A 23,796-nucleotide genomic window follows, 5' to 3' on the forward strand; every position below is an offset into this window, starting at 1 on the left:
AAAATGAAAATTTCTGCTCTTCTCGTTACCCTCGCTTCCGTTGCCGCATTCGCACAAGACGCCGCTGCAGAACAGCAGCAGGGTGGTCTCGCCGGTTTCCTCCCCCTGATTCTTCTCTTCGTCGTAATGTGGCTGTTCTTCATCCGCCCCAAGAATAAGGAAATGAAGCAGATGGAAGCCATGCGCAAGGCTCTGAAGAAGGGTGACAAGGTTATGACCACTGCAGGTATCATCGGCGTCGTCACCAACATCGACGAAACCTCTACCACTGTTACCGTACGTACCGGTTCCACCACCCTTATCGACTTCGAAAAGGCAGCAATCATGCGCGTTCTGAACGCCGAAGCCAAGCCTGTCGAAAAGACCGAAGAAAAGAAGTAATCTATGGCATTGCTCCCTATTAGAACTTATGGCGATCCGGTGCTTCGCAAGAAGTGCACCCCCATCACCGAAATCACTCCGGAGCTGCGCCAGTTGGCAAAAGACATGCTGGAAACCATGTACAAGGCTCCCGGCTGTGGTCTTGCCGCACCGCAGGTCGGTCTGAACATCCGACTGGTGGTTATCGACACGTCCATTCCCGACGAAGAGGAACCCAACCCCTACATCATGTTCAACCCGGAATGGGAAGCCGAACCTGACGCAGAAATGGTGGACTATGACGAAGGTTGCCTCTCCGTTCCCGACATCTTCTGCAATGTAGTTCGCCCCAACAAGGTGTGTGTCCGCTTCTTCGACATCAATGGAGAAGCCCAGGAAATCCATAACTGCGACGGCCTTTTCGGACGCTGCATCCAGCACGAAGTGGATCACCTGAGTGGCGACCTGTTCGTAGACAAGATTTCTACAGCAGACCGCACCATGACCCAGTCCAAGCTGAAGAAGATGGCCAAGGACACCCAGGCAAAGCTCAAGGGCAAGCATTAAATAACAGAGGGTTTGTTGGCCAGACTGTTGACATCCCTCTGGTTTGCAGCCTGCCTGCTAAGTTCCGTTTATGCGGAACCGCAGGCTGTTTCTGTATCCGACGGTTTCGATCTGCCAGGAGATGTAGAAGAAACCGAAGTCATACGCTTTGTTCCCATCGAAGCCTCCAACACTGCGGAAGCCCAATTTTCTAGTTCAAGCCTCGCTGCCAACTCGGCAGGTAGTTCCGCAGCAAATTCTATCGCCAGCTCAGCCAACATGGTGGCCAGTTCAGCCAATGCCGTCAGCAGTTCCGCCAGCGTAGCAACAAGTTCCCCATTCGTCCCAATTTCCGCAATTTCCACCGAAGGAACAGATCCCCTTCAGGAGACCGCGGTAAAATTCGAAGAGCGCAAGGTTCCCCAGGATTTAGACCGCCCTCTCCGAGTCGGGGTGCTTATTGGAGCCAAGGAAGCCTACCTAAAATACGCCGACGACATTATCAAAATTACCGCCAACGGGAAAAGCATAAAACTTTCCAGCAAGGGCCAGTCCATGGAAATGGAATCCCGTGAATTCGGCAACGAAGACGGATCCTGCATCGCCTTTGCAGCAGATACCAAAAGTCTTCAGCGGGCATGCTATCCGGGTACAGTCCTTTTCAGGGCAAGCAACGGCAAGGTAGATGCTATCAACTCCGTAGACGTAGAAGATTACCTACGCGGCGTCATTCCCTACGAAATCGGCAAACTTGACAGCGGTCGCATCGAAGCCCTGAAGGCCCAAGCTGTCGCAGCCCGCACATACGCCTACAAGCATTACAATAGCCGCGAAGCCCAAGGGTTTGACGTCTATGCCGACACCAAGGACCAAGTCTATAAAGGACTAGAAGGCGCCACCCCCCTTACAGACGCCGCCGTCAAGGCCACCGCAGGCGTTACCATGATGTACAACGGAGAATTCATAATCGCCTATTACCATTCCACCTGCGGCGGAACCACAGAAACCCTAGCCACCTGGAATCGTCCAAACCTCCCCTACCTCCAGAGCAAGCCAGACCGTCGTAACGATGGCACCCCCTTCTGCAACGAATCCAGCTACATGAAATGGGAACGCCGTTTTGCAGACAAAGAAATCGCCGACCTAATCAAGCGCAATTTAACCGAATCAAAAGCCAAGCTATCCTCCGTCGCAACCAAAGATTTCAAGAAAGTCAAGGAAATCACGGTCAAGAACAAACTAAAAAGCGGTCGTATTCAGACCTTGGTTGTAAAAACCGACAAGGGCGACATCGAAGTTCTTACCGACAGAACCCGCTGGCTCTTTAAAAAGAACAACTCCATCCTCCCTTCATCATTCTTTACCATCAAGCAAAGCGGCAAGGAATGGATCCTCACAGGTACCGGTTTCGGCCACGGAGTCGGCATGTGTCAGATGGGAGTCCGCGCCCGTGCTCAGGCAGGACAATCCTACCAGGAAATCCTCACCCACTACTACCCGGGAATCACCCTTGAAAAATTCGACCGATAAACCAACCCTTTCCGTCATTAGCCAGGGATGTGCTGCAAATTTTGGAGAGGGCGAAAAAATCGCTCGACTTTTTGACAACGAATTTAACGTCACCTTTGGCCTCCCCAAAGAAGGCCTAGAACCAGCCGCATTTATCCTGAACGTATGCACGGTCAAGGGGAATTCAACGGCACTAAAATTACTGCGCGAGGCAAAAGCCATTGCACCCCAGGCAACTTTCTTTGTAACAGGCTGCGCCCCTAGGGATCTGCAGGAAGAGGTTCGCAAACTTTTTGAGGACGTCAGATTTACAAGCCTCAACGAATTAAGCAAAGAAAGAACATCCCAAGAAACACTTATCCTCAAGCCGGGAACCGTTCTTCGCGAATCCCCTCTCGTAGGTATCGTCAACATCGAAGAAGGCTGCCTAGACGCATGTGCCTACTGTTCCACCCGCCTAGTCAAAGGGCGACTGCGTAGCTTTTCTGCAGAATCTATCGTAGAGCAGGTACAGCGACTCGTTTCTGACGGTTGCATCGAAATACAGCTTACAGGCCAGGATTGCGGTTGCTACGGATTTGATTTTGCAGGGAACTCCCGCGCAGAATTTCCCGCCCAAAACCTGGCTGAACTGGTTCAGCAGATACTCGTCAAAGTTCCAGGCGATTACCGCATCCGCCTAGGCATGGGCAACCCGCGGCACATCAAAAGCTACCTGGAACCGCTCATGGAATGCTTCCAGGACGACCGTGTCTACAAATTCATCCACCTTCCCGTCCAGAGCGGATCCGAGCACGTTCTGCAGTTGATGAACCGCAAACATACCGCCAAGGATTACCTGGAGCTGGCAAACGAGTTCAACAAGCGATTCAGCTTGTTCACCCTCAGCACAGACCTTATTGTCGGCTTTCCCGGCGAATCGGACCAGGACTTCAAGGACACCTTAAACATCCTCCAGGAAACACACCCTACGGTCTGCAACATAACCCGCTTCGTCAGCCGCCCAGGTACGGTAGCAAGCCGTCTAGAGCCAATCGTGCCCGACACCGTTAAACACAGTCGATCTGCAGAACTGGCCGCCGCATTCCAGGCCATCGCTACAGAAAATAACGCCCGCTGGATTGGTCAGACAGAGCGTGTGACCGTAGAAAAAGCAGGCTATCGCCAAGGCACCATCATCGCCCGCAACGACGCCTACCGCCCAGTTGCTCTGAGCGAAGGTCTTCAACCAATAAAAGCTGGCACCCGCCTACAAGTCAAAATAACGGCCGCCGAACCATTCGCCCTCATTGGTTCTATAGTTTAATTCCAACATTTTTGCATGTCTGCCAGAAGGCTTTTACGGAACTACCGGCTACGCCGGTAGTTTTCTCTATACAAAAAGCCTCGGCATTGAGCCGAGGCTTTTTAAACTTTGCTAACCGCTATTACTTATTCTTATGACGGCGGTAACCGAAGCGATAAGTATCAGAGGTACGCTTGTAAGTGTTGGTCTTGATCTGACCAGCTTCGTCAGCATCGCCGCCCTTCACGCAGTACTTGTAGTCTTCCTGAATGAAGGTAACCTGGTAGATGTACGGGCCAGTTGCAATCATACGGCCGCTCTGAGAAACAGGATACATCTTGATAGTCATCCAGCCCAAGCCAGTAGAACCGTACAGCGGATATTCCTCGCCGCAGGCGCCAAGCTTAGCAGTTTCGCCACCCAGAGCCTTATGAATTTCGTCAGCACTCATACGCTTCTGGTACTGGCTAACAAAATGGCCCATATGGTCGAACACGCGAACGTTAAGGCGGAACGGACCAGAAACCGGATAAGAAATACTTGTGCAGCTTTCAACACCAGATTCATCGCTGAAGCACATAGAAGATGCGCTTGCCTTACCACCGACGTAAGCCACAGAACCGGCACCAACAGTACCATTAGCACCAGCCTTAGAGAAGGAGCTCTTATCTTCGTTGGACAGCACCAGCGGGTTACCATTACCAGCAGAAGTGGGGATAGAGGTAATGATCAAGTCAGCGGTAAAGTCAGCAGGCAATTCACCACTGTTGTTCTTGGCAACTTCGGTCAATACAGCAGCCTGCTTATCAAATTCAGGACGGTCAATATTCTTGTCAAGAACGAAGGTTTCGACGTTGGGGTTACCCACGAACTGAGTAACAGACCAATCGCTAGGAGTATCCGGGAAACCAATCACTTTCTTTCCAGAAGAAGACTTGATATCGAAACCAGCGGCGTCCATCTTCTTGGTCCAGGAAATCATCTGATTCCAAGCATCAAGACCCACAGTAGACACATAAGCAGCCTTCAGATCTTCGTCGTTGGCAATTTCGTTTTCAGGATCGCGGAAATTGAATGCAATCTTGTCGTTACCGGAAATGCCAGAAGTCATAACATTACCATCAGCATCGACCAAGATACCTTCCATATCGTACTGAATACCAGAAGGACCAAGGTTAATACCATCAGAAATAGAGGTAATGTAGTAGCCATAAACCTTAGTAGAAGAAGCACCGGTAGAATCATAGACCGTTCTCATCACCAGCAAGACCGGAGCGGTGCCTGTTGCGGCAGCGTTTCTGATGTTAATCAAGGAGGATTCATCCAGAGTAGTATTCAGGGTCACGCTGACTGTCTGCTTACCAGTACTGTCGGTAGTCACCACAGACTTACTTACAGAGGGCTGACCATAGCGAGACGGAGCGAGTTCAGAAAGAGAACTGCGGATACGGAGGTTAGAACCATCGGTCTGACGGTCAGCATAGAAGAAGTGGATATGATGCCAGGAGCCATCCTTCCAGGTACCATCAGCATCAAGCTTGATAGAGCAGGAGTCAGCCAGTTCCAGAGGATCGCCCGGCCAGCAACCATGAGCAAAGCCACCTAAACCGGCGACACCAAACTTCTGACCAGAAAGGTAGTCCATGTCAGCCTTACCAGCTGCAGCCAAGTGAGTACCACCCAGGTCAACCACCAGAACGCCGTCCACGTAAATCCACATGTCATCGTCACCAGTGAATTCGAACACTTCGCCAGCACCCTTCTTGTACTTAAATGCGGCGTAACCCATCATGGTAAAGCCATAGTTGCGCAGGTGACGCAGGCCAATTTCAGAAGTGGCAGCAGCCTGATATGCGGCAGCACCAACCTTGGGACCACCATTACGCTTCCAGGCATTGCAAAGTTCTGCAGTATTCGAACCCTTAAAGTCGGTCTGGTCCTTTGCATATCGATATTCATAAGGCGGGCAGAAAATGGAAAGAGACTGAGCGCCGTACTGATTCGGATACTGGGGTTTGGGTCCCAGCCAGGTAAATTCGCCATCATCAGAAATGGAATCCAGCGGGAAGTAACCACCATTGTTCCAGTTCTTATCGATTTCAAAGTACTTCGGATCACTAGGATCCTGATCCAGGATCAAGGTGGTATTGGTACGCAGGTTGACATTATCTACATCCGCATACCACTGGCTGAAATACTGGTTATCACACCCTTCACGCTTAGCGGAAATTATGGGAGAATACATGTCCAGACCGCCGTTAGGATCGTTGGGATCCTTAACGAACTGCAGGTTTCGTTCAACAAGGCCCGGAGTCACGTACACAATCTGTGACCAGGAGTGACCCTTACAGACCTTACCTGCGGTACACTCCTTCTTGCTGTCGGCCATATTGGCGGCCCAAGTCGAAGAAGCGTCGGAGCACAATTCAGACACAAGACCACGCATAGTCTTTAGGCTAAGGGGATTCAGCTTAGCATCGTAAGAGCAATCCTTGAATTCACCGTACCAGGCATAACCCTGGTTTGTAACTCTAGAAATAGCGGTAATATAGTCGGGAACCGTAGAAACGGCACCGGACTTGGTCATCACGGATCCATCGGCGTTAGCCTTGGGATAGCCTTCGGTACCTACGGGGAGACCATAATCAGGAGTCTGGGTATTACCGCAACCATATTTACCATAGTTAGATCGACGACCAGTCCACGTCGGATCCGTGCTGTATGTAGCCAACCAGGAACTCGGCTTAGCATCATCCTTGCCAGAAAAGATGCTGTAATAAGCTTCTTCCTGGAAGTTTTCAAAGTCGGGATGACCCACGTCAAAGTCGCGGACAACAATATCCAGTTCTCTCTGGTTATCTTCAACAACCGCAAAGGACGAAACCACCCCAGCGAGTCCAAACATCATCGCGGTAAGAGATATCCGTTTAAAACGATCCAATTTCATATAGTCCAATCTCCACCTGTGCACAGGTTATGAATATTCAACGCTAAATATACACCATTTTAGACTATATATTAAAAACGAAAATTGAAAAATATCTGTAAAAAAGCAATAAGGAACGTTCAAAGCCATAAAAACACAACTTTTTTCGCCCACAGCAGGAACTTTCGTTTCAAAAAAGGCATTTTCCCCCTTCATTTTTCTAAAATAGCACCCATTATGTCATTTACCATTATTTTACCCATCATAACCGCACTAATTCTATTGAGAATTTTTTGGCTTCGCGTCAAGGCAGCAAACGCACATAACGAAAATTTCAAAAAGTTGCCTTCTAAAGATCAGCTAGCCGTGCTAAAGGAATGCCTCCTGAACAATCCGTCAGAATCAAATCTGCGTAATCTTGGGAATTTTCTGAAAAAAAACGGTCTAGACCAAGATGTGGAGTCTTACCGTCCCTTCCTAAAAAAGCAGCTGGAATTACGAAATAAGGCAAACGCCCTGGAAGAAGACAACCAACTGTTCGAGCAAGAAGCGGACTGGCTAGACCAGATAACGCCCCCGGAATTCAGCGAAGCCGACCAAGAACGGCAGAACGGCAACAAGGAAGCACACATCTGCCTTTGGCTAGAAGGAATCAACCGGCTCTATTCCGACAAGGCAATCCAGGAACGCCTATCAAGCCTCATCCCCCACTACCCTAAGGCGGAACTCCTGGCAAGGCAGTACACTGAATTAGCCGAATTGAGAGACAACAGCGCCGCAGATGACGCCTCCCTAGAAAAGATCCGCAAGGCTAAGGACGCCTGGATTCAGGAATTATTAAATTACGAACCGTAAAAAATTTGCACTATATAAGAAGAAGGCTCGCCGAAGCGAGCCTTCTTCTTATATCTATCGGATTCTCTAAATATTAGAACCAGCGCCAGGTCAGACCGAAGAGCACCATGTTCTTAACCTGAGCATCTTCATCCTGATCCAGGTCGTAAGCCATATCGAAGCCAACCTGCAGTTCGATCAGCGGGGCAATCAGAACAGTCAGCAAGTTTTCCCAACGACCGTCAATTGCGTTGACACCTTCAAAGTTGGTGAATGCCCACAGACGGCTCTTGAAGCTAACCACATCAGAAAAGCCGTACTTGAATTCAGTAACGGATTCCAGACCCGGTTCATCCTTCACGGTCTTAAGATGGTCGCGTTCGCCACGAGCAATCTTTTCGGCACCGTGTTCATCAGCGTAGCCGTAGCCGTTAGAAATGGTCATGCGGTTTGCAAAACCGAGACGCTGGCTAAACATATCATTGGGGATATAGGCAAGACCGGCAACCTGAGTTTCGTAAGCAGGGTCCATAAAGCTGGAGACAGCCTTCTTGACTTCGTTACCATCTTCATCTTCGCTATAGGTGTAGCCGGCAATCATCTGAGTTTCAAAACGGTTTCCGACGTAGGGCTTCAGCACTTCGGTCATGTTGAAGTCAAGCATGGATTCCCAGAAAAGACGGTCAGAGGACTTACGACGGCCCTGGCCATCGGTCCAAGTCTGTCCGAGATCGATATCCACCAGGTTACGCCAGTTGGCAACCTTCCACTTACCCTGCACGTCTGCATCAAAGGTCACCAACCAAGTGTAGTTGGAAGTACCATCCTGCTGCCAGTTGTGGAAGTTGTAATAGTTATACTTGACACCGGCAACAACATCAGCAGTCCAGTTTTCGGGCAGAGCGCCTTCGAACATGCCACCTTCTGCCATAGCAGGAGCAGCCAAAGCACATGCTGCAACGCAAGACATAAAGAAATTCTTCAACTTCATATGTTTTCCTTTTTTTTGAGCCTGGCATACGCCGCGGCGGTTAAGTTAACGAAAAGATAGAACTTTTATTTTTATTATAAACCCCATTTTTTTATATCAACGCCCTCATTTGTGCAAATAATCACGAGGTTTACTATAATTGTCAGTATGAATCTCCTCCCCAAAATGATAATACCTTTCGGATTAACCCTTTTGGGGGCGGTTCATTCAGGCGCTGCCGAAGCACCCAAACAGCCCTCCGATATAAAAATCGAAGTTGGGATCGGCACACGGAACCAGGCTCCATTGGTACTGGTCGCAGGCCTTGACTTCAGAAGCCTTGCCTTTAGAGTGCAGGGCATGGGCATGCATTACGGCGAAAATGATTTTTGGGCCAGCATCAGGGGAAGCCTCCTCTGGACTTGTTTTAGCGAACTCCCCTTCAAATTCGATGTCGGCATTGGCGCAGGCTACGAATACGCCGAAGCCCCCAACAAGATGCACCAGGCCATAAACAACGCCAACAAGAAAAAGTACGTGTACCCGTTCAACTACAAGGAAGAACTGGACATTTCCATGGAAATGTGGGTCCACATGTACGGTCTATATACACAAATCAGCGTGCCGTTTTACCAGTTCAAGGATCACGACGCCCAAAATGTACTGTGGGGCGTAGGCTTTACCTACACCCTTTAAATATAGACGAAGCCTCAAAAGGACAACGCAAACTTTTTGGAAATAAAAAAAGAGACTCCCAAAGGGAATCTCTCTTTTTTTCGTTGAGTTACCAGGATTCGAACCTAGACAAACAGAGTCAGAATCTGTTGTGCTACCGTTACACCATAACTCATCGTTGGTGAGCCAAAGTTAGCTAATAAAATTAACCTTGGCAAGGGGTTTTATTCATTTTTTTCAGAAAAAATGCTGAGATTGATTGGACTATAGGTCATCCACTGTACCTGTTGGACACTTCCCTCGGGCAAAGACACCGCATTCTGGGTCACATAGTACATCATGGGGACCTCCATCTCACGCAATTTTGCCACGACCTTGGGGTCGCCGGAATAGAGAATCACATCCTGTACGCCCATAGGCAGATCCACTAGAGAAGCCTCATCGTAGCAAGTGACGTCGCGAACAAAATGGGATGTACCCTTAATACCCACAACAACGCTATTCAGCATGCAGTCACTAGACTGGGTCGTATCTTCGCGGTCAACAACCAGGGCAACACCATAAGACAGTCCCGACGGCTTGCTCAACGTGTCTACACCGACATCCAGCGTGTCCTTCAGATTCTTGACTTCACCAGCCATCACATAGCGGGACACGCCAACCTGGACCGGGAAGCCATCCATCATCAATCGATATTCAACTCTGAAGGAATCTTCGGGAACGGATTCCGGAACAGGCAACCACCAGCGGCCAAGGCTATCCGTCTTCGCATTTACAACAAATTCAACAGAATCACCTTCGACAAAGTCAAAGCCGTACAGATCCGTAATCAGCATGACTTCCACACTGTCACAAGGCTTACCGCTCTTGCAAATAACGGTACCGCTAATACGGGATACGACCTTAGCGACTTCTTCCTCTTCCTTGATCAGGGAATCCACGTCAGACTTAATGCTCCAGATGAACGGTCCCTGTGTAACGGTATCTCCGGCAGCAACAGAGTCCTTCAGTTCCCAGCGGCGATAAATCAGGCTGTCCGCGACACCGGAATCCTGCAGCTTGGCAACAATCTCCGGGTCCCAGGGGAAGAACGACATCCAGCCAGTACCAGCGGGAATCATCAAGCTGAACGAATCGCCAGCAAATACGCTCTGGAAGAAGGGCGTTCCTGTCAGGCTAACAATAAAGTGGGAGCCAACCTTCACTGCAGAATCGGCTTCTTCATAAAGGAGAACGCCGTTAAACAAGGCGGCCTTTTCTAGCCTGATGGAATCGTAATCGTCAGACTTCGAAGTCGTATACGGCAGGTAGAAAATTTCAGATGCCAAGGAATCAAAAACAGCCAACTGGAAGGTGTCAGCCATTGCAACGGCAAAGGCGAACCGACCTGCAGAGTCCGTCACAGTATCCCTAGACTCGGGGATTTCATAAGAATCTGCCTCAGAGCTTGCCAACCTGGCCATCCTGACAGTAGCGTTCACGGCAACAGAGCCATCGGCACGATGGACCACGCCGGCCACTTCAGCTTCAGTTGTAGCAATGGTATTGCCCGTATCAGTCACAGTTCCTGCAGTACTGGAGTCACTGGAACAGGCACTCACGAAAGCGAGCCCGGCGACGCAAAACGCCACCAGCATCAAACAATTCAAAAAGCGAGTCCTCATGCATCCTCCTCATCAGGTTCCGGAGGCAAGGCAACCTTTTCCTTACTCAGCGGAAAGAACTGAATATTCATCTGGGCAATCATAGTCTCGCCTTCGTCGGAACGGACAATGTCGACAACTTCCTTGCGGAACAAGTCAATCTTGCTGATAATACGTTCCAGACCTTCGGCAGACACGCTCATTGTCATGCAAGATACATTTCTACGTTCGGTGCTGTAGTGATCCAGGGCATCTTTACCCAAATCAATCATCTGTTTCTGGAACTGATGAACGAACAGCGGAGCGATTTCGGACCCACTGAAGATGGCCTTGTTCACAGAACGATAGCAACCGGTAATATCCAATTCGATCAACTGCAGGTTCAACAGGAGCTGAATAGCCTGTTTTGCCTGCGGGAGCGTGATCTTCGGGTTCAGGAACAGCGCCAGTTCCTGAATATTCTTCTCGCCAATATTCAGCACGGAAAGGGCTTCGCGAACAGCCACATAATACCACTTGCTGTAGTATTCCTGCTGGTTCTTGGTCAAAGACTTGATGGCACTGGGCAACAGAGCAGACATCTGCTCGAAGATAGCCTGCTTGGATGCCGGAGTAGTAGCATGAGTAAAATCAACCATCAAGGTAAAATAGCGGCCTTCCTTCTCGTTCAGTCCCAGCGCCGCAATAAACTTCGGCAGCATCTGGGGCGTAAGAGACTTACGGCCACGAATCAGGTCTAGATAGAATCCAGAAGACGAATACCCCGCCTTCTTGGCAAAAGACCTATAGGAAAAATACCGCTGGACAGACTTCCGGTAGTCATAATAGTCCTGCAGGTACTTCCTGTAATTGTAATATGCATAAACGTTCATCAGCAGGAAATATAATTTTTTCGGACATTTTTGGGAACACCTTCTTTGTAAAAAGCACCCCCTTGACGATGTAAAAAAAGCCGCTTTACTACTAGTATCAGCCTAGAGAACACCTAGAGAACACTTTCGTGAACACCATGCATTTTTCCTATACCCACCTTAAAAAAATTAGCCTATATTTAGGGAACACCCAATCCCATCCCTCGGACTTCCGCTTCACTCCAAGCGGAAGTCCTTTTTTCTTTATAATTTTCCTTGTAAGATTCCATACGGGAACAGTCCACGTCCGTATACAGAACTTTATAAGTTACTTTTATTATTTCATCCTTATTTTTCTATCTTTGTATACATGAATTCGTTCAAACCATCATCTATAAAGGGCTTTTTCCTTAGAATATTACGACTTTTAGGTGCTCTCGCCCTCATTTACTGCAGCATGGTATTCTACCTTGCACTTACAGAACGCCAAATCGCATTTCCGCGGGCAATTACCCACAAAGAAGCCAACGCAGCGATTCAGGGCAAGGCAAAACAGATTTCCTGCACGCTGGAAGACGGCAACATTTTAAGCGGTTGGCAGCTCGGCTCGGATAACAAGTCCATTCTGCTCTATTTCCCCGACACAGATGAAGATGGGGCCCAATTTCTCGCCGAAGCGGGAGAAAATGCACAAAGCACGCTAGTCACATTCAATTATAGAGGCAGCGGAAACAACAAGGGAACCCCCTCCTCAGAGAATTTTCTAGATGACGCCAGGCAAATCACCGCTTGCGCAAGCCAAATTACCGGCAGGGCGCCTGAAATAGTCGCCGGAAGGGGAATCGGAGCTATTTTAGCCGCAGAACAACTTAAATACACAAAAAAAAGCAGTTTATTTTTAATTGACCCCATCAGCAGCATTGCCGACAAGATCAACGAAAAATACAGACTTCTTTATCCCAAATTTTTGATACGGACAAAAGTCGACATGCCCGACTTGAACGAAATAGCTATTCCAGAACAGGTTATTCTCATTCAGGATAGACAAAATAGGCAAGAAAGCAACTTGATTTTCGAAAAAGAACACCCCAATTTCAAAAAAATCAAGGCTCAAGGCAGTCCCTTAAGTAATAAATTAAACCAAGCCATACAACATCTTACCGCCCAAACAAGGTAAAAAAGGCGTTTTTCCCCAGTTATCTATGTGATTTACCTTACATAATGTAGCCTTCACAACAAGCATTATTGTTTTTTTTCTTATAATCATTGCATTTAAGGTTTAAAAATTGTTAATTTACAAGCAAAACAACAAATAAAAGAGGTGTAATAATGGACGGAATTATTGTTAAAATGGACATTCGTGGCTTCATCCGCTTCCCGGCAGAAGCTATTCGAACCATGAAACTCGACAAAATGGCCAAGCAGACAACTGGCCCCCGTGGCGAAACAATCGATGTTGGCCCCTATGCAGATATCGAAGTTGACCCGGTAGGCAAGCGCGTGGCTATCACTCCCGTTAAGGAAGCAAAGGCTACTTCTTTCCGCTTCATTCTGGGTGTCAACGGTTCCAAGTCCAAGTTCCTGTATTTCAAGGGTGCCCTTAACGCCATCGGCGAAAAGATCGTAACTGGCCCCTACATCCTGGAAAAGGAAGGCAACAAGTATATCTTCACCAGCAAGAACGCCTCCTCCAAGAAGAAGGGCGAATGGAAGCTTATCGCATGCCGTAACTCTGTTGCAAACAAGACCATGCTCTCCATCGACTCCCGTGGAACCATCATTTTCGACCGCAACTCCAAGAATGCAGTCAACACGGCCGTAAACAAGACCATGGTTGCAGAATACGACAAGACCAAGAAGGTGTTCTCCCTGACTTTCAGCAAGGACAAGGGATTCATCAACGTTCGTACTATCGCTAGCCACGCAAACGCCTCCTTCATGGGAACTCTTTCTTCTCATGGAATCGCTCTCCCGAGACAGAGCTACCGCACCGAATGCAAGATCGAAGGCAAGGTCCTGTCCTTCAGCGTTGCCTCCCTGGTCGCAGAACAGAGAGCGGCAGCAAAGGCTAACAAGAAGTAAGCCTTAAGCGAGGGGATCGTCATGATAGATGTTCTTAAGGCATTTTATACCGTACACTATAATTTTGGAGCCATTTGCGTGCTCCTCGCGCTTCTTTGCATCTTTTTTCTCACGAAAAAGAACTTTAGAGGCGCACTTATAGCCCTCGCGGTTATTATCGCACTGAATGTTTTCATTTTCAAGAGGACCGACGGAAACGCCTGGACCATAACTATAGAGCTTCCCGAAGAAACCAACAGTTATGGATTTTCCAGCAAGCCCGATCCGATTGTGATGACTTTTTCAGCGCTCAAGAATTGGACTATCACCGACGCCAAGGGCGAAGTTCACCATTGGTGCTGGGTAGACGCTTACTGGGATAGCTTTGCTAGCATGGATCTCGTCGCCAAGATTTGGGGTTCAAACTCTAGCAAGAAGATGATGCATTCCACAGAGAGTCGCGCAGACGCCTTCAACGGGAACTAAGCCCCTACAAAAAATCCTTTAAAACTAACTCACCTGCTTCCATCTGGACGTAGGTGAGTTTTTTCATCCAGTCCCCGGCAGAAGCGACAACACCATTCTTAACAGGCCATACTCCCGCTATATGGTGATGCCCCAGAACGCAGTAGTCACAGCAGTTCTTTTTCATAGCGCCGCCGGCCCATTCCAGATACTCGTCCATATTGATGACTCTTGTTTCGCCAGCCTTGCGGCTACTGCTGCCAACAAATCGAGCGAGACTCATCCCCCAATCCGGATGGATCAACTTAAAAAGTTTGCGGTTTAGCGGAAAATCAAGGATTTTTCGCATGACGCGATAACCCTTATCAGACTTGGCAACGCCATCGCCATGGCAACAGAGGACCCTTTTCCCCTGAACCTCAAGAATAACCTGCTTATGGACTTGAACGCCCAGCGTTTTGGGGAAGAAATCCTCATAGGCAAAATCATGATTTCCCTGAAGAAGATGAACTTCCACACCGGATTTCACCAATTCCCGAAGAGAAAAATACAGTTCAAAATGGTTTCGGCAAACGTAATCTCTATACTCAAACCAGAATTCAAACAGGTCGCCCGCAATGACCAAGTGAGAAATTTTACCGCGTAGCTGATTTAAAAACTGCACAAGTTTCTCTTCGCGATTAGCAACACAGAACGGAGTGTTCACACCCAGATGGGCATCAGATATAAAGACTACTGGTAAATCCATATCCGCAATTTAATAAAACAATAGGAACTCCCATACTTTTGTATCTTTACAAATGATGTTTTACACGAGAAGCAAAAGAAAAATCAGCGTTTTGATCGCTACGATACTGTTGGCCTTTTTATCGGGCTGTTCCGTAAATCTGCAACAAGGAAATCTAGAGAACATTCCCTTAACTCAGGAAAAGTTCAGTTTCTTTGGAAATATTCCCTTCGTTTATGGCGGAGACAGCCTGGAATTAAGCCAAGATTTGCTACGTGCTTACACGGCAGCGGCAACGCCAGAGGATTATCCAAGAAATTCGTGCCGAGGCAACGCCGAAATCATCGCATCAGTCAAGCAGGAATCGGCCCCGAGTTCATGGACTTTGGGAGCCGTGATTATCCCCTTTTGGCCAATCCTCCCTGTAGATGAAACCTTAAGCTTTACCCTCCGCGCCCGCATTTTCTGCAATGGCACTCTGGTCAAGCACGTTGAATTTTCGGAACAGGAACAGATCAAGGCCACCGTATACGGCCGCATGCGAAGCGACCTGATTAACAACGCCGCCAAGGAAATGCACCGCAAATTAATCCAGAGGCTCCGCTTCGAGTTACAGGGTTCCCGTCAGGCAGATTTAAATTCCGTACTCAGCTACAACACCTCATTATAAAGATTTTTACCATGGCTCATACACTATACATTGTCGCGACTCCCATCGGCAACATGGAAGACATCACCTATCGAGCAGTCCGTATTCTCAAGGAAGTTCCTCTGGTTCTGGCAGAAGATACCCGTCACAGCCGAATCCTGTTCGATGCCTACGGCATCAACACGACCATGGAACCTTATCACGATTTCAACAAGGAAAAGGTCACGCCCAAGTACGTTGAATTTCTAAAAAACGAGGGCGACATTGCGCTGATAAGCGACGCAGGAACCCCAGGCGTAGCCGACCCGGCATTTAACCTAGTTAGAGAATGTGTCCGTGAAGGAATCGACGTTCGAGCCATCCCCGGCCCCTGCGCCATGATTACCGCCCTGATCAGTAGCGGTATGCCTACCGACCATTTTGCATTCCAGTATTTCTCCCCTAAGAAGAGCGCCCAGCGCATCCACTTACTAGAAAAACTGAAGGATGAGGAAGCGACCCAGATTTTTTACGCCAGCCCCCACAACATCGACAAGTTCGTCGAAGAAATCAAGCTCGTATTCGGAGACATCAAGATCGCCCTCATGCGAGAATTGACCAAGAAGTTCGAGGAACATCTTATCGGGACGCCGGCAGAAATTTCTGCCCACTTTAAAAGTCATCCGCCCAAAGGCGAATTCGTATTAGTTTTCAACCCTCAGGACAAGAGCGGTCTTTAACGAGTTTTTTCATGGAAAAGGTCAAACGATATATTTGCGAATTGCCGAAAGCCTACAAGATTTACGCTGCGGTAACCTTCATTGCTGAAATCATTATTTTTGCAGCAAGGGCTGACGAACCTGGACTCTACACCCAGAACATCCAGTGTATTCCCTTTATATTGGCACTTCCGTTTCTTTTTGTCAAAACAATCCGAAAGAACTTTACTCGTTGGATTTACACGTACAGCGCCCTATCCTTTTTTAATCTGGCCATAGACTACAATACTGCCAACTATAATGGAGCCGGCCATGCTGGTATCGTCCAGATTGCCATGACGTTCTGCCCAGTCGGCCTGTTCTGGCTAGTCAATTTTTTCCGCTGGAACATACGCAGAATCAAGGAACAGGATTCACGAACCGCCTTGATGCTATGTACTTTCTCCTGGGGACTTTATGCGTTCGCCTACCCACCCATGCCCCTTGGCCCGGCAGCGTTATTGCTGCTAGTTCCCTGGTTTATAGTCCTTAACCGTTACGGAAGGCAACAGGCCCTGTTCGCCACATTCTGGTCAGCCATCCTATACAATACAATCAACTACTACTGGATTTACAATGTAATGCATGTAGAAACAGCTCCGTCGGGATTGATATTGTTCGGACTGTTCCTACTCATCGCCTACTTCAGCATATACAACGTTCTTGCCGCGTACGTCTACACTCTAGCAGCAAAGGCCTCCATCAAAGGCCATCGTTTACTGCTCCCCCTTTTCCCCGTATTTTACGCAGGTCTTGAAATGACTCGTACCCGAGGGGATTTCAGTTTTCCATGGAGCCACCTAGGTTACACCTTCGGAAACCATCTGGAACTTCTGCAAATGCTCCCTTGGGTCGGCATCTTTGGTTACACGATCATGGTCGTTGCCTCCAACCAGGCCGTCGCCCATGCCTTGGCCAACTGCAAAAATCTCAAAAAGGCACTTCCCATTTTCTCGGTTCCCGCAGTCATTTTCATACTGCTTCTAATTCAGGGTTCAATTGTTCTTTCTTCAAAGGAAGCCCAACCTTTCAACAACGCTGATTCCCCCGAAAATCCATCAATTGCCCTGGTCCAGCCCAGTATCGCCCAAGGTGCCAAATGGAGCAAGGACCGTTTTGACTCCATCGTCAACAAGACAATCGGCATGGTAAACGACAGCGTGCGTGCGGGAGCAAACCTTATCGTCCTCGCAGAGACCGCCATTCCCGACCACATCAGAAGGCAGCCCGCAGTCATCCGACTCCTCAACAAGACGGCCACACTGAAAAACGCACAACTGATGACCGGAGCCCTAGATTATAAAAGAAACCCTCCTGGCAGCATTCGCAAGTTTGACATTTATAACGCCTCTTTCCTGTTCAGACCCGGCGAATCGGGATACAGCCGATATATCAAGAAGCATTTGGTACCTTTCAGCGAAAGAATCCCCTTTGACGATATATTCCCCATTTTGAATTATGTGGACCTGGGCGAAGGTGATTTTGTTCCTGGCAAGGAAACCCCCGTATACGGACCTTACGACTGGACTCCATACATTTGCTATGACGCCATTTTTGGTGATTTAATTCGAGAAGCCATCCGCAGCGGTTCCCGCCTTATGGTGAACATCACCAATGACGGTTGGTTCGGCAGAAGTACGGCCCCCTACCAGCACTTGAACCTGGTTCGCTACCGCGCCATAGAAAATGGAATGCCCGTAGCAAGATTGGCCAACAGCGGTGTTTCTGTATTCATCGACCAATATGGGCACTTCGATCTAAACACTAAACTTTTCACCGATGCCGTCATACAGAGAAAGGTACCTCTTAAGACAAGAGATACCTTATATAGCCACATCGGCGATCATGTAGAAACAGGCCTTTTAATATTCTTCCTGGCGTACTTGATTATCGCCCTGACATTAAACTGCCGTTGCTTTCGTAAAATTAAAGCATAAGCATCGGAGGCCAATGGCCGGCCTTGGGGCGTTCCTTAAATTCAGCATTGGGCAAGAATTCTTTCAAACCCAACGTCAAACTAGGTAAGACGGCCTGGTTCATACGTCCAAACAGGACCTTTGTTTCTCCGTTATCTTCAATTTTTGAATCAATTTTATTTCGCACAAGATAATTCAAGCCATCACCAAGTGCGTTTTTATCCATTTTCAAGGCGGCACTGAACCATTCATCCTGCCATTCGCCAAACTCATTTTCCAGGAACTCCATAAAAGCATTCAAGGTCGGTTCAGCAGCATTTCGAACCTGCCTGGCCATAAAAGTCAAAGTTTGATCGGTCCAGTTGCTTTCTTCATCACAAAAATCTGCATAAGGCGACAAAAGAATCCACTTCTGACCGCAAGGCTTATTCTTGGCATCCTTAAGCAAAGCCAAGGCGCCAAGCCCCCAAGCGACAACAGTTGTCGCCTCGGAAAGACCCTTTAGGCCATACATTCCGTCTAAACAGGAAACCATGTCTCCATACGAGACAAAGACGTGTTCAGCCTCCGGATTTGCACTGATAAGATCATCCTCCCACAGACTCAAATCCGAAGCCCAGTCGGGAAGCCAAAACCATTTTTCCATTATAGCATCCTCATGCAACGTCTTTATTAAACCATTAAACCTGTTTTAAATATATAGTGTTTTTAGGGAATGGTATACTTGTCATTAAAAAAACGCATTGTTCATTAAAAAAAGTTTACTTCCACTTTGACATATGCCAAATGATTGGGTAATTTTATTCATATGAACTTTGTAAATTACGCAATTGGATTTCTGGTACTTTTTGCATCGATTGCCGCAGCAGATAACGGCACGGTTTCTACACGTAAGAACGCAAATTCCGCATATAAGGAATTAGACGACTCCTCAACCGCCAAGAAAAGCGGTGGAGAAATCAAGCATACAGATCGCTATTCCCAATATGAGGGAAAATACGCTCCCAAGGATCAACCCCAGAGTCAGCCCCAGGTCATAACATCCATTCCCGAAGATTTTCCACATCCGGTCATTATGGTCATTCCCGCCTTAAATTCTAAGGGGCTAAGCGGTCTTCAAGTTGTAACAAACAATCCCCTTGCCAGGGCGGCCATGGACGGAATTAACGAATACTTGACTCAACGTCGGTATGAAGTCAAGTATCTAGAAGGAAATGAAGCGCTAGATAAAGTCATCCAGGTACAGAACAGTCTGGCCAGTTCCGATGAGGATTTGGCCTACTTGGCCAGTCTCGTGCTCAATGCCGATGTCTACATCAAGTTTTCAGGCTCTGTAGACCGCCGTGGTATTGTTACCGTAGAATTGAACGCCTACGAGTCTTCAACGGCTAGACTTCTAGGAACCCAGAACTCCACAATCGACAGCCACGGCAGAATGGAAAAAATTGACCAGCAGGCAAATTTGAAAACTGCCGCGAAAAAAGCCATGCCCGGACTGGAATCCAAAATTTACGCCTACTGGGCCGATGACCTTCGAGAAGGCAATAAATACAAGGTCATCATGAACATCCGCGGCGATTACGACGACAGCCAAATTGAGGATGTTGAAGAGGACATTGTCCAGAACGTGAAAGCCAAGTTCAAAAAGGCAAAAGTCAACACCATGACTGCCAAAACCATCGACATGGTTGTCTACAGCGACTCTGACGACGTAAACGACGTCTATAGCCAAATTCGCAAAGCCGTAAAATCAACCGCCTCCACAAAGAAGATCAACATCACCAAGAAGCTGATCATAATGGATGTTCTATGAAGACTCTTAAAATGGTAGCGCTGTGTACTATGCTTGTCGCCTACGCCCAGGCAGGCAAGATTATTACCTATACAGCCACTTCGCAGGAATCCCAGGAAGAGGCTAACAATGCCGCCATCGCAGGCGTTGCAAAGCAAATTTCTGCACAAGTCAAAGTCAATCAGACTTTAAACAAGGAAGAAATTACATCTGGAAAAGAGAGTTCCTTCAGCGAAAGTTTTCTCTCTAACAGCAAGGTTTCCAGCGACATCCAGGTTAAGGGAGTCGTTGTAAAAAAGGAACCTGCCGCCAAAGGTTTCAAGGCTACGGCGACACTGGACCTTGATGAATTCACCGCAGACATTCAATTCAAGATGAAATCTATCCAGTTAGACGTTACAAAACTGGAAGAAACGGCAAGGGACGCACTAAACAAGGGAAGGTTCGATAGTGCAATCGAGGCCATCGAAAAAGCAAAACCCCTTCCTGCGCAATACAATGTCCTGGTCAATGAACTGGGCAAGGTATACCCCATAAACGAAAGTCATCGTTTAAAGCATGACCTCCAGGGAATAAAATCAGACATCGTCCGTGAACTTTCCAAATTAAAATTTGAAGGTCCTAGTCAACCGCTACAACTGTCAAAACCTGAAATTTCGCCCCTTGAAGTAACGGTATCTAACGAAAAAGAATTCATCGAAGGTTTCACGCTCGTCGCAAAACAGGGGCGAACAGTTCTAGATGAAAGACAAACTCAAAAGGACGGAACCGCAAGATTCAACATAAAAAACATTGACATCGACAAAGGTCCCTTTGTCATTGTAATCGAGCCAAACCTGCCTGAAGATTACCTCACCGCATCTGGCTTACGCAAGAAAATTGAAATCGATTTCAAGGTTTCCCAGACCCGCTGCAACATAAATGTTCAATGTAAGGAAGACGCAACGATTTGCAGTGCCCTTGAAAAAGGGTTGGCAAAAAAATCAATTTTTATTGATTCCGATGCAAAATCACCCATTCTAAAATTAAACATTTCAACAAGTGCAGGAAAACCCATAGAATATGTTCCGGGAAAGTTCACAACACCTTATGACGTGAATCTGTCCCTAAAGGGAGACAATATTACTTTCCTTACATCGGGCCATGAAAACAGCAAACGAGAAATGGATGCCACTATTGCTGTCATAAAGAAGATCAACTTTACGCCGTTAAAGAAACAATTAGACGATTATTGTAAATAAGATAAAAAACACATTTAAACGCAAAAATACACCCTACATTTTTGAAAAAAAAAGTTCATGGTCTAACATCAGTCCATGAACTTTCTATTTTCAAACCAATGAGAAAGAAGAGTTCCGTTTCATCAATAGCAATGTGGGCGATACTTTTATGTATAGCCCTGGCCTCAACTGCTTTTGCGGGGATCGGCTTAAAAAACGGCAGCGATAAAGAACTGCCAGCCCGTCCTGTAAACAGCTATGTCTACGACGAAAATCGTTTAATGAGCGCACAGGAAGTGCAACAGTTCAATCTGATTGCAGAAGAATTATACAGGAAGGCCGGTGTAGGGTTAGCGGCCGCCCTTATGAACGACATTGGGAACAACGACTACAGGGACTTCGCAGTCCGTACGGCGCAGAACTGGGGCGTCGGTGGAAAATCCAATGAAGGAATTTTGATTTTCGTCGCCCAGAAGCAACGTCGACGTAGCGTGGAAGTCGGTTATGGAGCCGAAGGATACCTGCCTGACGCCCTTGCAGAAAGGTTGCAACAGGCAACACTAGTTCCTGCATTTAGGCAACAAAAATACGGAACGGGAATTTTAGCTCTCGCCTGGGAAATTGCACAAGTCATCGCAAAAGAAAAGAACATCCAGCTAAATATCGGCGAAAACCCAGTTCCCGAAGAAAGCGGAGTTCCTGCACGCATGGTGCTGTTCATCATGTTTGTCGCCTTTATGCTGATGATGGCCAAGTTTAGTGGAGGCCGCGGAAATGGTTGCCTCTGGTTTATGCTGGGCAATGCCATCGGTAACGCTAGCCGAAACAGCGGAAGCCGCGGTGGCTTTGGCGGAGGATTCGGCGGTCGAGGAGGCTTTGGTGGCGGCTTCGGAGGTGGAGGCTTTGGTGGCGGCGGTTCCGGCGGAAGCTGGTAATAATTTAGCGCAACACAAACAAAAAGCCCCATATGATTTTTGCAATCCATAAATGGATATAACTTGAATTTTTAAATAGGCATTTGATATATGAAAAAGAACTTGAGCGTCATCGAACTACAGAATTCCGACTGGCCCCGCCTTCTGCAGGAAACTTTAGGCGACAACCTGATTTCGGCTTTCGCCCACGGCGACTGTCTGATGGAAGGTTTCAATTCCATGGAATCCCCCTGGACTATCAGCTTCATTCTGAGGGACAACTCCAGCGAAAAGATCGCCCCCCTGCAGAACCTGCTGAAAAAGGCCAAGAAAGAAAATATTGAATTCCGCTATTACTTCACCCTAAAGGAAATCCAGTCTTCAGAAGACGTCTTCCCGTTGGAATTTCTGCACATCGCCCATCGCAACGCAGTCATTGCCGGTGCAGCTCCCCTCCCCAATTACGAGCCCAACATGGAATGTCTGCGTCTGGAATGCGAACGCGAGTTGCGCGGTTTGCTAGTCCATCTGCGCAGGGCCTTTACCTACCTCAAGGAAGATCGCAACCCCCTGGGATTCTTCGTACGGGCAAGTTCCACCATGCTTCCTACCATGTACGGAGTATACTACCTGAACCACAGGGAATATCCCGAAAATCACCAGCAGATCTTTAACGACTACCCAGCCTTGCAGACTCCCATCAGCAGCAAAAACGAAAAACTGTTCCTGGACAGCGTGAATAGCTATATTAGTACCGTCACAGAAATAGTCAACCTCGTCGACACCATGGAGGTGGTATGAAAAAGGTAATTATCGGCACTCTCGTTTCCGTCATCTTGCTTGCAGCAATCATTGTTGGCAAGTCCGTTAGCGTCTATAACAATATTATCGCCTTGGACGAAGGCGTAAAGGCCCAGTGGGCTCAAGTCGAGAACACCTACCAGCGCCGTTTTGACCTGGTTCCCAATCTTGTGGCTACCGTGCAGGGTGAAGCCGACTTTGAAAAGAGCACCCTGACTGCCGTTGTGGATGCCCGCAGCCATATGGGCGGCGTCGTTAAAGTTGACGAAAACGTCCTGAACGACGAAGTGGCCATGAAGCGCTTTCAGGAAACCCAGGCTACCCTGGGCGGCGCCCTGCAGCGTTTGATGGCTGTCAGCGAAAACTATCCGAACTTGAAGAGCAACACCAGTTTCCAGGAACTGCGCGTGCAGCTTGAAGGTGCAGAAAACCGCATTGCCGTGGAACGTAAGCGTTACAACGAAGTGGTCATGCAGTACAACACCACCATCCGCATGTTCCCCAACAGTCTGATTGCCGGATTTGCAGGAGCCAGCCCCAAAGTGCAGTTCTCTGCAGACGCAGGCGCAAGCACCGCTCCTACAGTAAAGTTCGACACCAAGTAATTCGAGTTTTGCCCAATGAAATGTACCCGAATTTTAGGCACAACCCATCACGGCAGCTATAAGAAAGTCATCGACGTCCTCTTTACCAAGGAAGAACTGTCGATGCGAATGAATCGCAAGACCGCCAGGGACGGAGTAGAAATCGAAATTGAAGTTTATGAAGACCTGCAGGAAGGTGATATCATTGCCGAAAACGACTCCTACGCCTATGCGGTAAAGCTATACGTGCCTAAATTACCCAAAGAAAATCTGAATCCTGAAATAAGAGTCAAAAATTACCTCTAGCACAAAAACTCCCGCGGATTAAATC

The 23,796-nt window shown here is 47.9% G+C and carries 24 protein-coding genes and 1 tRNA gene; 18 read left to right on the forward strand and 7 right to left on the reverse strand.

What is annotated here, in order from left to right; translation table 11 throughout:
- The first annotated feature begins 3 nt into the window (after positions 1–3).
- The 4 genes from yajC to B7992_RS03015 are packed head-to-tail and all read left to right on the forward strand — an operon-like array spanning position 4 to position 3,721.
- Positions 4–381 (forward strand): preprotein translocase subunit YajC, encoded by a 378-nt coding sequence (gene yajC / locus B7992_RS03000; RefSeq protein WP_073156117.1) that lies wholly within the window; start codon positions 4–6, stop codon positions 379–381.
- Positions 382–384: 3 nt separating this feature from the next.
- On the forward strand, positions 385–927 hold the full coding sequence (def, locus tag B7992_RS03005; protein ID WP_073156114.1) for a peptide deformylase: 543 nt from the start codon (positions 385–387) through the stop codon (positions 925–927).
- Between the two features lie 15 nt (positions 928–942).
- Entirely contained in the window at positions 943–2,436 is a 1,494-nt protein-coding gene (locus B7992_RS03010; protein WP_254917590.1) for a SpoIID/LytB domain-containing protein, read from the forward strand.
- Complete coding sequence (locus B7992_RS03015) at positions 2,417–3,721, forward strand: MiaB/RimO family radical SAM methylthiotransferase (protein WP_073156112.1); 1,305 nt, start codon at positions 2,417–2,419, stop codon at positions 3,719–3,721. The genes B7992_RS03010 and B7992_RS03015 overlap by 20 nt, the downstream gene beginning before the upstream one ends.
- Positions 3,722–3,842: 121 nt before the next feature.
- Here the strand turns inward: B7992_RS03015 and B7992_RS03020 are convergent, their stop codons facing one another.
- Complete coding sequence (locus tag B7992_RS03020) at positions 3,843–6,647, reverse strand: fibro-slime domain-containing protein (protein WP_088665539.1); 2,805 nt, start codon at positions 6,645–6,647, stop codon at positions 3,843–3,845.
- Positions 6,648–6,908: 261 nt separating this feature from the next.
- Here B7992_RS03020 and B7992_RS03025 point away from each other — a divergent pair, with 261 nt between their 5' ends.
- Positions 6,909–7,481, forward strand: coding sequence for a hypothetical protein (locus tag B7992_RS03025; protein ID WP_101478802.1), 573 nt, complete (start codon positions 6,909–6,911; stop codon positions 7,479–7,481).
- A 73-nt stretch (positions 7,482–7,554) separates the two neighbouring features.
- On the opposite strand, the gene B7992_RS03030 is transcribed toward B7992_RS03025, so the two are convergent.
- Positions 7,555–8,451: a DUF3078 domain-containing protein gene (locus B7992_RS03030; protein ID WP_073156104.1), complete on the reverse strand. Its 897-nt coding sequence runs from the start codon at positions 8,449–8,451 to the stop codon at positions 7,555–7,557.
- Positions 8,452–8,616: 165 nt separating this feature from the next.
- Here B7992_RS03030 and B7992_RS16275 point away from each other — a divergent pair, with 165 nt between their 5' ends.
- Positions 8,617–9,126, forward strand: a complete 510-nt coding sequence (locus tag B7992_RS16275) for a hypothetical protein (RefSeq protein WP_073156743.1) — start codon at positions 8,617–8,619, stop codon at positions 9,124–9,126.
- An 83-nt stretch (positions 9,127–9,209) separates the two neighbouring features.
- Here B7992_RS16275 and B7992_RS03040 read toward each other — a convergent pair.
- From B7992_RS03040 to B7992_RS03050, 3 genes are all read right to left on the reverse strand, one after another.
- A tRNA-Gln gene (locus B7992_RS03040) sits at positions 9,210–9,280 on the reverse strand.
- A 49-nt stretch (positions 9,281–9,329) separates the two neighbouring features.
- Positions 9,330–10,769 carry a hypothetical protein gene (locus tag B7992_RS03045; RefSeq protein WP_073156101.1) on the reverse strand — a complete coding sequence of 480 codons (1,440 nt, stop codon included), beginning with the start codon at positions 10,767–10,769 and terminating at the stop codon, positions 9,330–9,332.
- Positions 10,766–11,620 carry a TIGR02147 family protein gene (locus B7992_RS03050; RefSeq protein WP_073156099.1) on the reverse strand — a complete coding sequence of 285 codons (855 nt, stop codon included), beginning with the start codon at positions 11,618–11,620 and terminating at the stop codon, positions 10,766–10,768. The genes B7992_RS03045 and B7992_RS03050 overlap by 4 nt, the downstream gene beginning before the upstream one ends.
- Positions 11,621–12,056: 436 nt before the next feature.
- On the opposite strand from B7992_RS03050, the gene B7992_RS03055 reads away from it, so the two are divergent.
- From B7992_RS03055 to B7992_RS03065, 3 genes are all read left to right on the forward strand, one after another.
- Entirely contained in the window at positions 12,057–12,776 is a 720-nt protein-coding gene (locus tag B7992_RS03055) for an alpha/beta hydrolase (RefSeq protein WP_088665541.1), read from the forward strand.
- Positions 12,777–12,928: 152 nt separating this feature from the next.
- The gene (locus B7992_RS03060) at positions 12,929–13,681 is read left to right on the forward strand and encodes a hypothetical protein (RefSeq protein WP_073156093.1); all 753 of its coding nucleotides are present in this window, start codon (positions 12,929–12,931) and stop codon (positions 13,679–13,681) included.
- 21 nt (positions 13,682–13,702) lie between these two features.
- Positions 13,703–14,146 (forward strand): hypothetical protein, encoded by a 444-nt coding sequence (locus tag B7992_RS03065; RefSeq protein WP_073156090.1) that lies wholly within the window; start codon positions 13,703–13,705, stop codon positions 14,144–14,146.
- 4 nt (positions 14,147–14,150) lie between these two features.
- Here B7992_RS03065 and B7992_RS03070 read toward each other — a convergent pair whose 3' ends face one another.
- The gene (locus B7992_RS03070) at positions 14,151–14,873 is read right to left on the reverse strand and encodes a UDP-2,3-diacylglucosamine diphosphatase (protein ID WP_073156088.1); all 723 of its coding nucleotides are present in this window, start codon (positions 14,871–14,873) and stop codon (positions 14,151–14,153) included.
- 91 nt (positions 14,874–14,964) lie between these two features.
- Here B7992_RS03070 and B7992_RS03075 point away from each other — a divergent pair, with 91 nt between their 5' ends.
- Genes B7992_RS03075 through lnt form a run of 3 tightly spaced genes read left to right on the forward strand, consistent with a single transcriptional unit; the run spans position 14,965 to position 18,175 of the window.
- Complete coding sequence (locus tag B7992_RS03075) at positions 14,965–15,522, forward strand: hypothetical protein (RefSeq protein ID WP_249269320.1); 558 nt, start codon at positions 14,965–14,967, stop codon at positions 15,520–15,522.
- Between the two features lie 11 nt (positions 15,523–15,533).
- Positions 15,534–16,220: a 16S rRNA (cytidine(1402)-2'-O)-methyltransferase gene (gene rsmI, locus B7992_RS03080; protein WP_088665542.1), complete on the forward strand. Its 687-nt coding sequence runs from the start codon at positions 15,534–15,536 to the stop codon at positions 16,218–16,220.
- 11 nt (positions 16,221–16,231) lie between these two features.
- Positions 16,232–18,175: an apolipoprotein N-acyltransferase gene (gene lnt, locus B7992_RS03085; protein ID WP_088665543.1), complete on the forward strand. Its 1,944-nt coding sequence runs from the start codon at positions 16,232–16,234 to the stop codon at positions 18,173–18,175.
- Here lnt and B7992_RS03090 read toward each other — a convergent pair.
- On the reverse strand, positions 18,165–18,800 hold the full coding sequence (locus B7992_RS03090) for an alpha/beta hydrolase (RefSeq protein WP_249269319.1): 636 nt from the start codon (positions 18,798–18,800) through the stop codon (positions 18,165–18,167). The two genes, lnt and B7992_RS03090, sit on opposite strands and share 11 nt — an antisense overlap.
- A 162-nt stretch (positions 18,801–18,962) precedes the next feature.
- Between B7992_RS03090 and B7992_RS03095 the strand changes: the two genes are divergently transcribed.
- The 6 genes from B7992_RS03095 to B7992_RS03120 all read left to right on the forward strand — a co-directional run bounded on the left by B7992_RS03095 (position 18,963) and on the right by B7992_RS03120 (position 23,771).
- Complete coding sequence (locus tag B7992_RS03095; RefSeq protein ID WP_141100346.1) at positions 18,963–19,967, forward strand: hypothetical protein; 1,005 nt, start codon at positions 18,963–18,965, stop codon at positions 19,965–19,967.
- Positions 19,964–21,187, forward strand: a complete 1,224-nt coding sequence (locus B7992_RS03100) for a hypothetical protein (protein ID WP_073156080.1) — start codon at positions 19,964–19,966, stop codon at positions 21,185–21,187. Before B7992_RS03095 ends, B7992_RS03100 begins: the two co-directional genes overlap by 4 nt.
- 131 nt (positions 21,188–21,318) lie before the next feature.
- The gene (locus B7992_RS03105) at positions 21,319–22,101 is read left to right on the forward strand and encodes a YgcG family protein (RefSeq protein ID WP_088658661.1); all 783 of its coding nucleotides are present in this window, start codon (positions 21,319–21,321) and stop codon (positions 22,099–22,101) included.
- Between the two features lie 90 nt (positions 22,102–22,191).
- Positions 22,192–22,881 (forward strand): hypothetical protein, encoded by a 690-nt coding sequence (locus B7992_RS03110; protein ID WP_073156077.1) that lies wholly within the window; start codon positions 22,192–22,194, stop codon positions 22,879–22,881.
- A complete protein-coding gene (locus B7992_RS03115; RefSeq protein ID WP_073234093.1) occupies positions 22,878–23,486 on the forward strand; it encodes a LemA family protein in 609 nt (202 codons plus the stop codon). The genes B7992_RS03110 and B7992_RS03115 overlap by 4 nt, the downstream gene beginning before the upstream one ends.
- A 15-nt stretch (positions 23,487–23,501) precedes the next feature.
- The gene (locus B7992_RS03120; protein ID WP_073156072.1) at positions 23,502–23,771 is read left to right on the forward strand and encodes a hypothetical protein; all 270 of its coding nucleotides are present in this window, start codon (positions 23,502–23,504) and stop codon (positions 23,769–23,771) included.
- The last annotated feature ends 25 nt before the right edge of the window (positions 23,772–23,796 follow it).

The organism is Fibrobacter sp. UWH1 (assembly GCF_002210365.1).
Classification (GTDB): domain Bacteria; phylum Fibrobacterota; class Fibrobacteria; order Fibrobacterales; family Fibrobacteraceae; genus Fibrobacter.

What these genes read in the sequence shown, in the direction of transcription:
- yajC (WP_073156117.1), top strand. Translation starts at nt 4, where the DNA reads ATGAAAATTTCTGCTCTTCTCGTTACCCTCGCTTCCGTTGCCGCATTC.
- def (WP_073156114.1), top strand. Translation starts at nt 385, where the DNA reads ATGGCATTGCTCCCTATTAGAACTTATGGCGATCCGGTGCTTCGCAAG.
- B7992_RS03020 (WP_088665539.1), bottom strand. Translation starts at nt 6,647, where the DNA reads ATGAAATTGGATCGTTTTAAACGGATATCTCTTACCGCGATGATGTTT.
- B7992_RS03030 (WP_073156104.1), bottom strand. Translation starts at nt 8,451, where the DNA reads ATGAAGTTGAAGAATTTCTTTATGTCTTGCGTTGCAGCATGTGCTTTG.
- B7992_RS16275 (WP_073156743.1), top strand. Translation starts at nt 8,617, where the DNA reads ATGATAATACCTTTCGGATTAACCCTTTTGGGGGCGGTTCATTCAGGC.
- B7992_RS03045 (WP_073156101.1), bottom strand. Translation starts at nt 10,769, where the DNA reads ATGAGGACTCGCTTTTTGAATTGTTTGATGCTGGTGGCGTTTTGCGTC.
- B7992_RS03050 (WP_073156099.1), bottom strand. Translation starts at nt 11,620, where the DNA reads ATGAACGTTTATGCATATTACAATTACAGGAAGTACCTGCAGGACTAT.
- B7992_RS03055 (WP_088665541.1), top strand. Translation starts at nt 12,057, where the DNA reads ATGGTATTCTACCTTGCACTTACAGAACGCCAAATCGCATTTCCGCGG.
- B7992_RS03060 (WP_073156093.1), top strand. Translation starts at nt 12,929, where the DNA reads ATGGACGGAATTATTGTTAAAATGGACATTCGTGGCTTCATCCGCTTC.
- B7992_RS03065 (WP_073156090.1), top strand. Translation starts at nt 13,703, where the DNA reads ATGATAGATGTTCTTAAGGCATTTTATACCGTACACTATAATTTTGGA.
- B7992_RS03070 (WP_073156088.1), bottom strand. Translation starts at nt 14,873, where the DNA reads ATGGATTTACCAGTAGTCTTTATATCTGATGCCCATCTGGGTGTGAAC.
- rsmI (WP_088665542.1), top strand. Translation starts at nt 15,534, where the DNA reads ATGGCTCATACACTATACATTGTCGCGACTCCCATCGGCAACATGGAA.
- lnt (WP_088665543.1), top strand. Translation starts at nt 16,232, where the DNA reads ATGGAAAAGGTCAAACGATATATTTGCGAATTGCCGAAAGCCTACAAG.
- B7992_RS03090 (WP_249269319.1), bottom strand. Translation starts at nt 18,800, where the DNA reads ATGGAAAAATGGTTTTGGCTTCCCGACTGGGCTTCGGATTTGAGTCTG.
- B7992_RS03095 (WP_141100346.1), top strand. Translation starts at nt 18,963, where the DNA reads ATGAACTTTGTAAATTACGCAATTGGATTTCTGGTACTTTTTGCATCG.
- B7992_RS03100 (WP_073156080.1), top strand. Translation starts at nt 19,964, where the DNA reads ATGAAGACTCTTAAAATGGTAGCGCTGTGTACTATGCTTGTCGCCTAC.
- B7992_RS03105 (WP_088658661.1), top strand. Translation starts at nt 21,319, where the DNA reads ATGTGGGCGATACTTTTATGTATAGCCCTGGCCTCAACTGCTTTTGCG.
- B7992_RS03110 (WP_073156077.1), top strand. Translation starts at nt 22,192, where the DNA reads ATGAAAAAGAACTTGAGCGTCATCGAACTACAGAATTCCGACTGGCCC.
- B7992_RS03115 (WP_073234093.1), top strand. Translation starts at nt 22,878, where the DNA reads ATGAAAAAGGTAATTATCGGCACTCTCGTTTCCGTCATCTTGCTTGCA.
- B7992_RS03120 (WP_073156072.1), top strand. Translation starts at nt 23,502, where the DNA reads ATGAAATGTACCCGAATTTTAGGCACAACCCATCACGGCAGCTATAAG.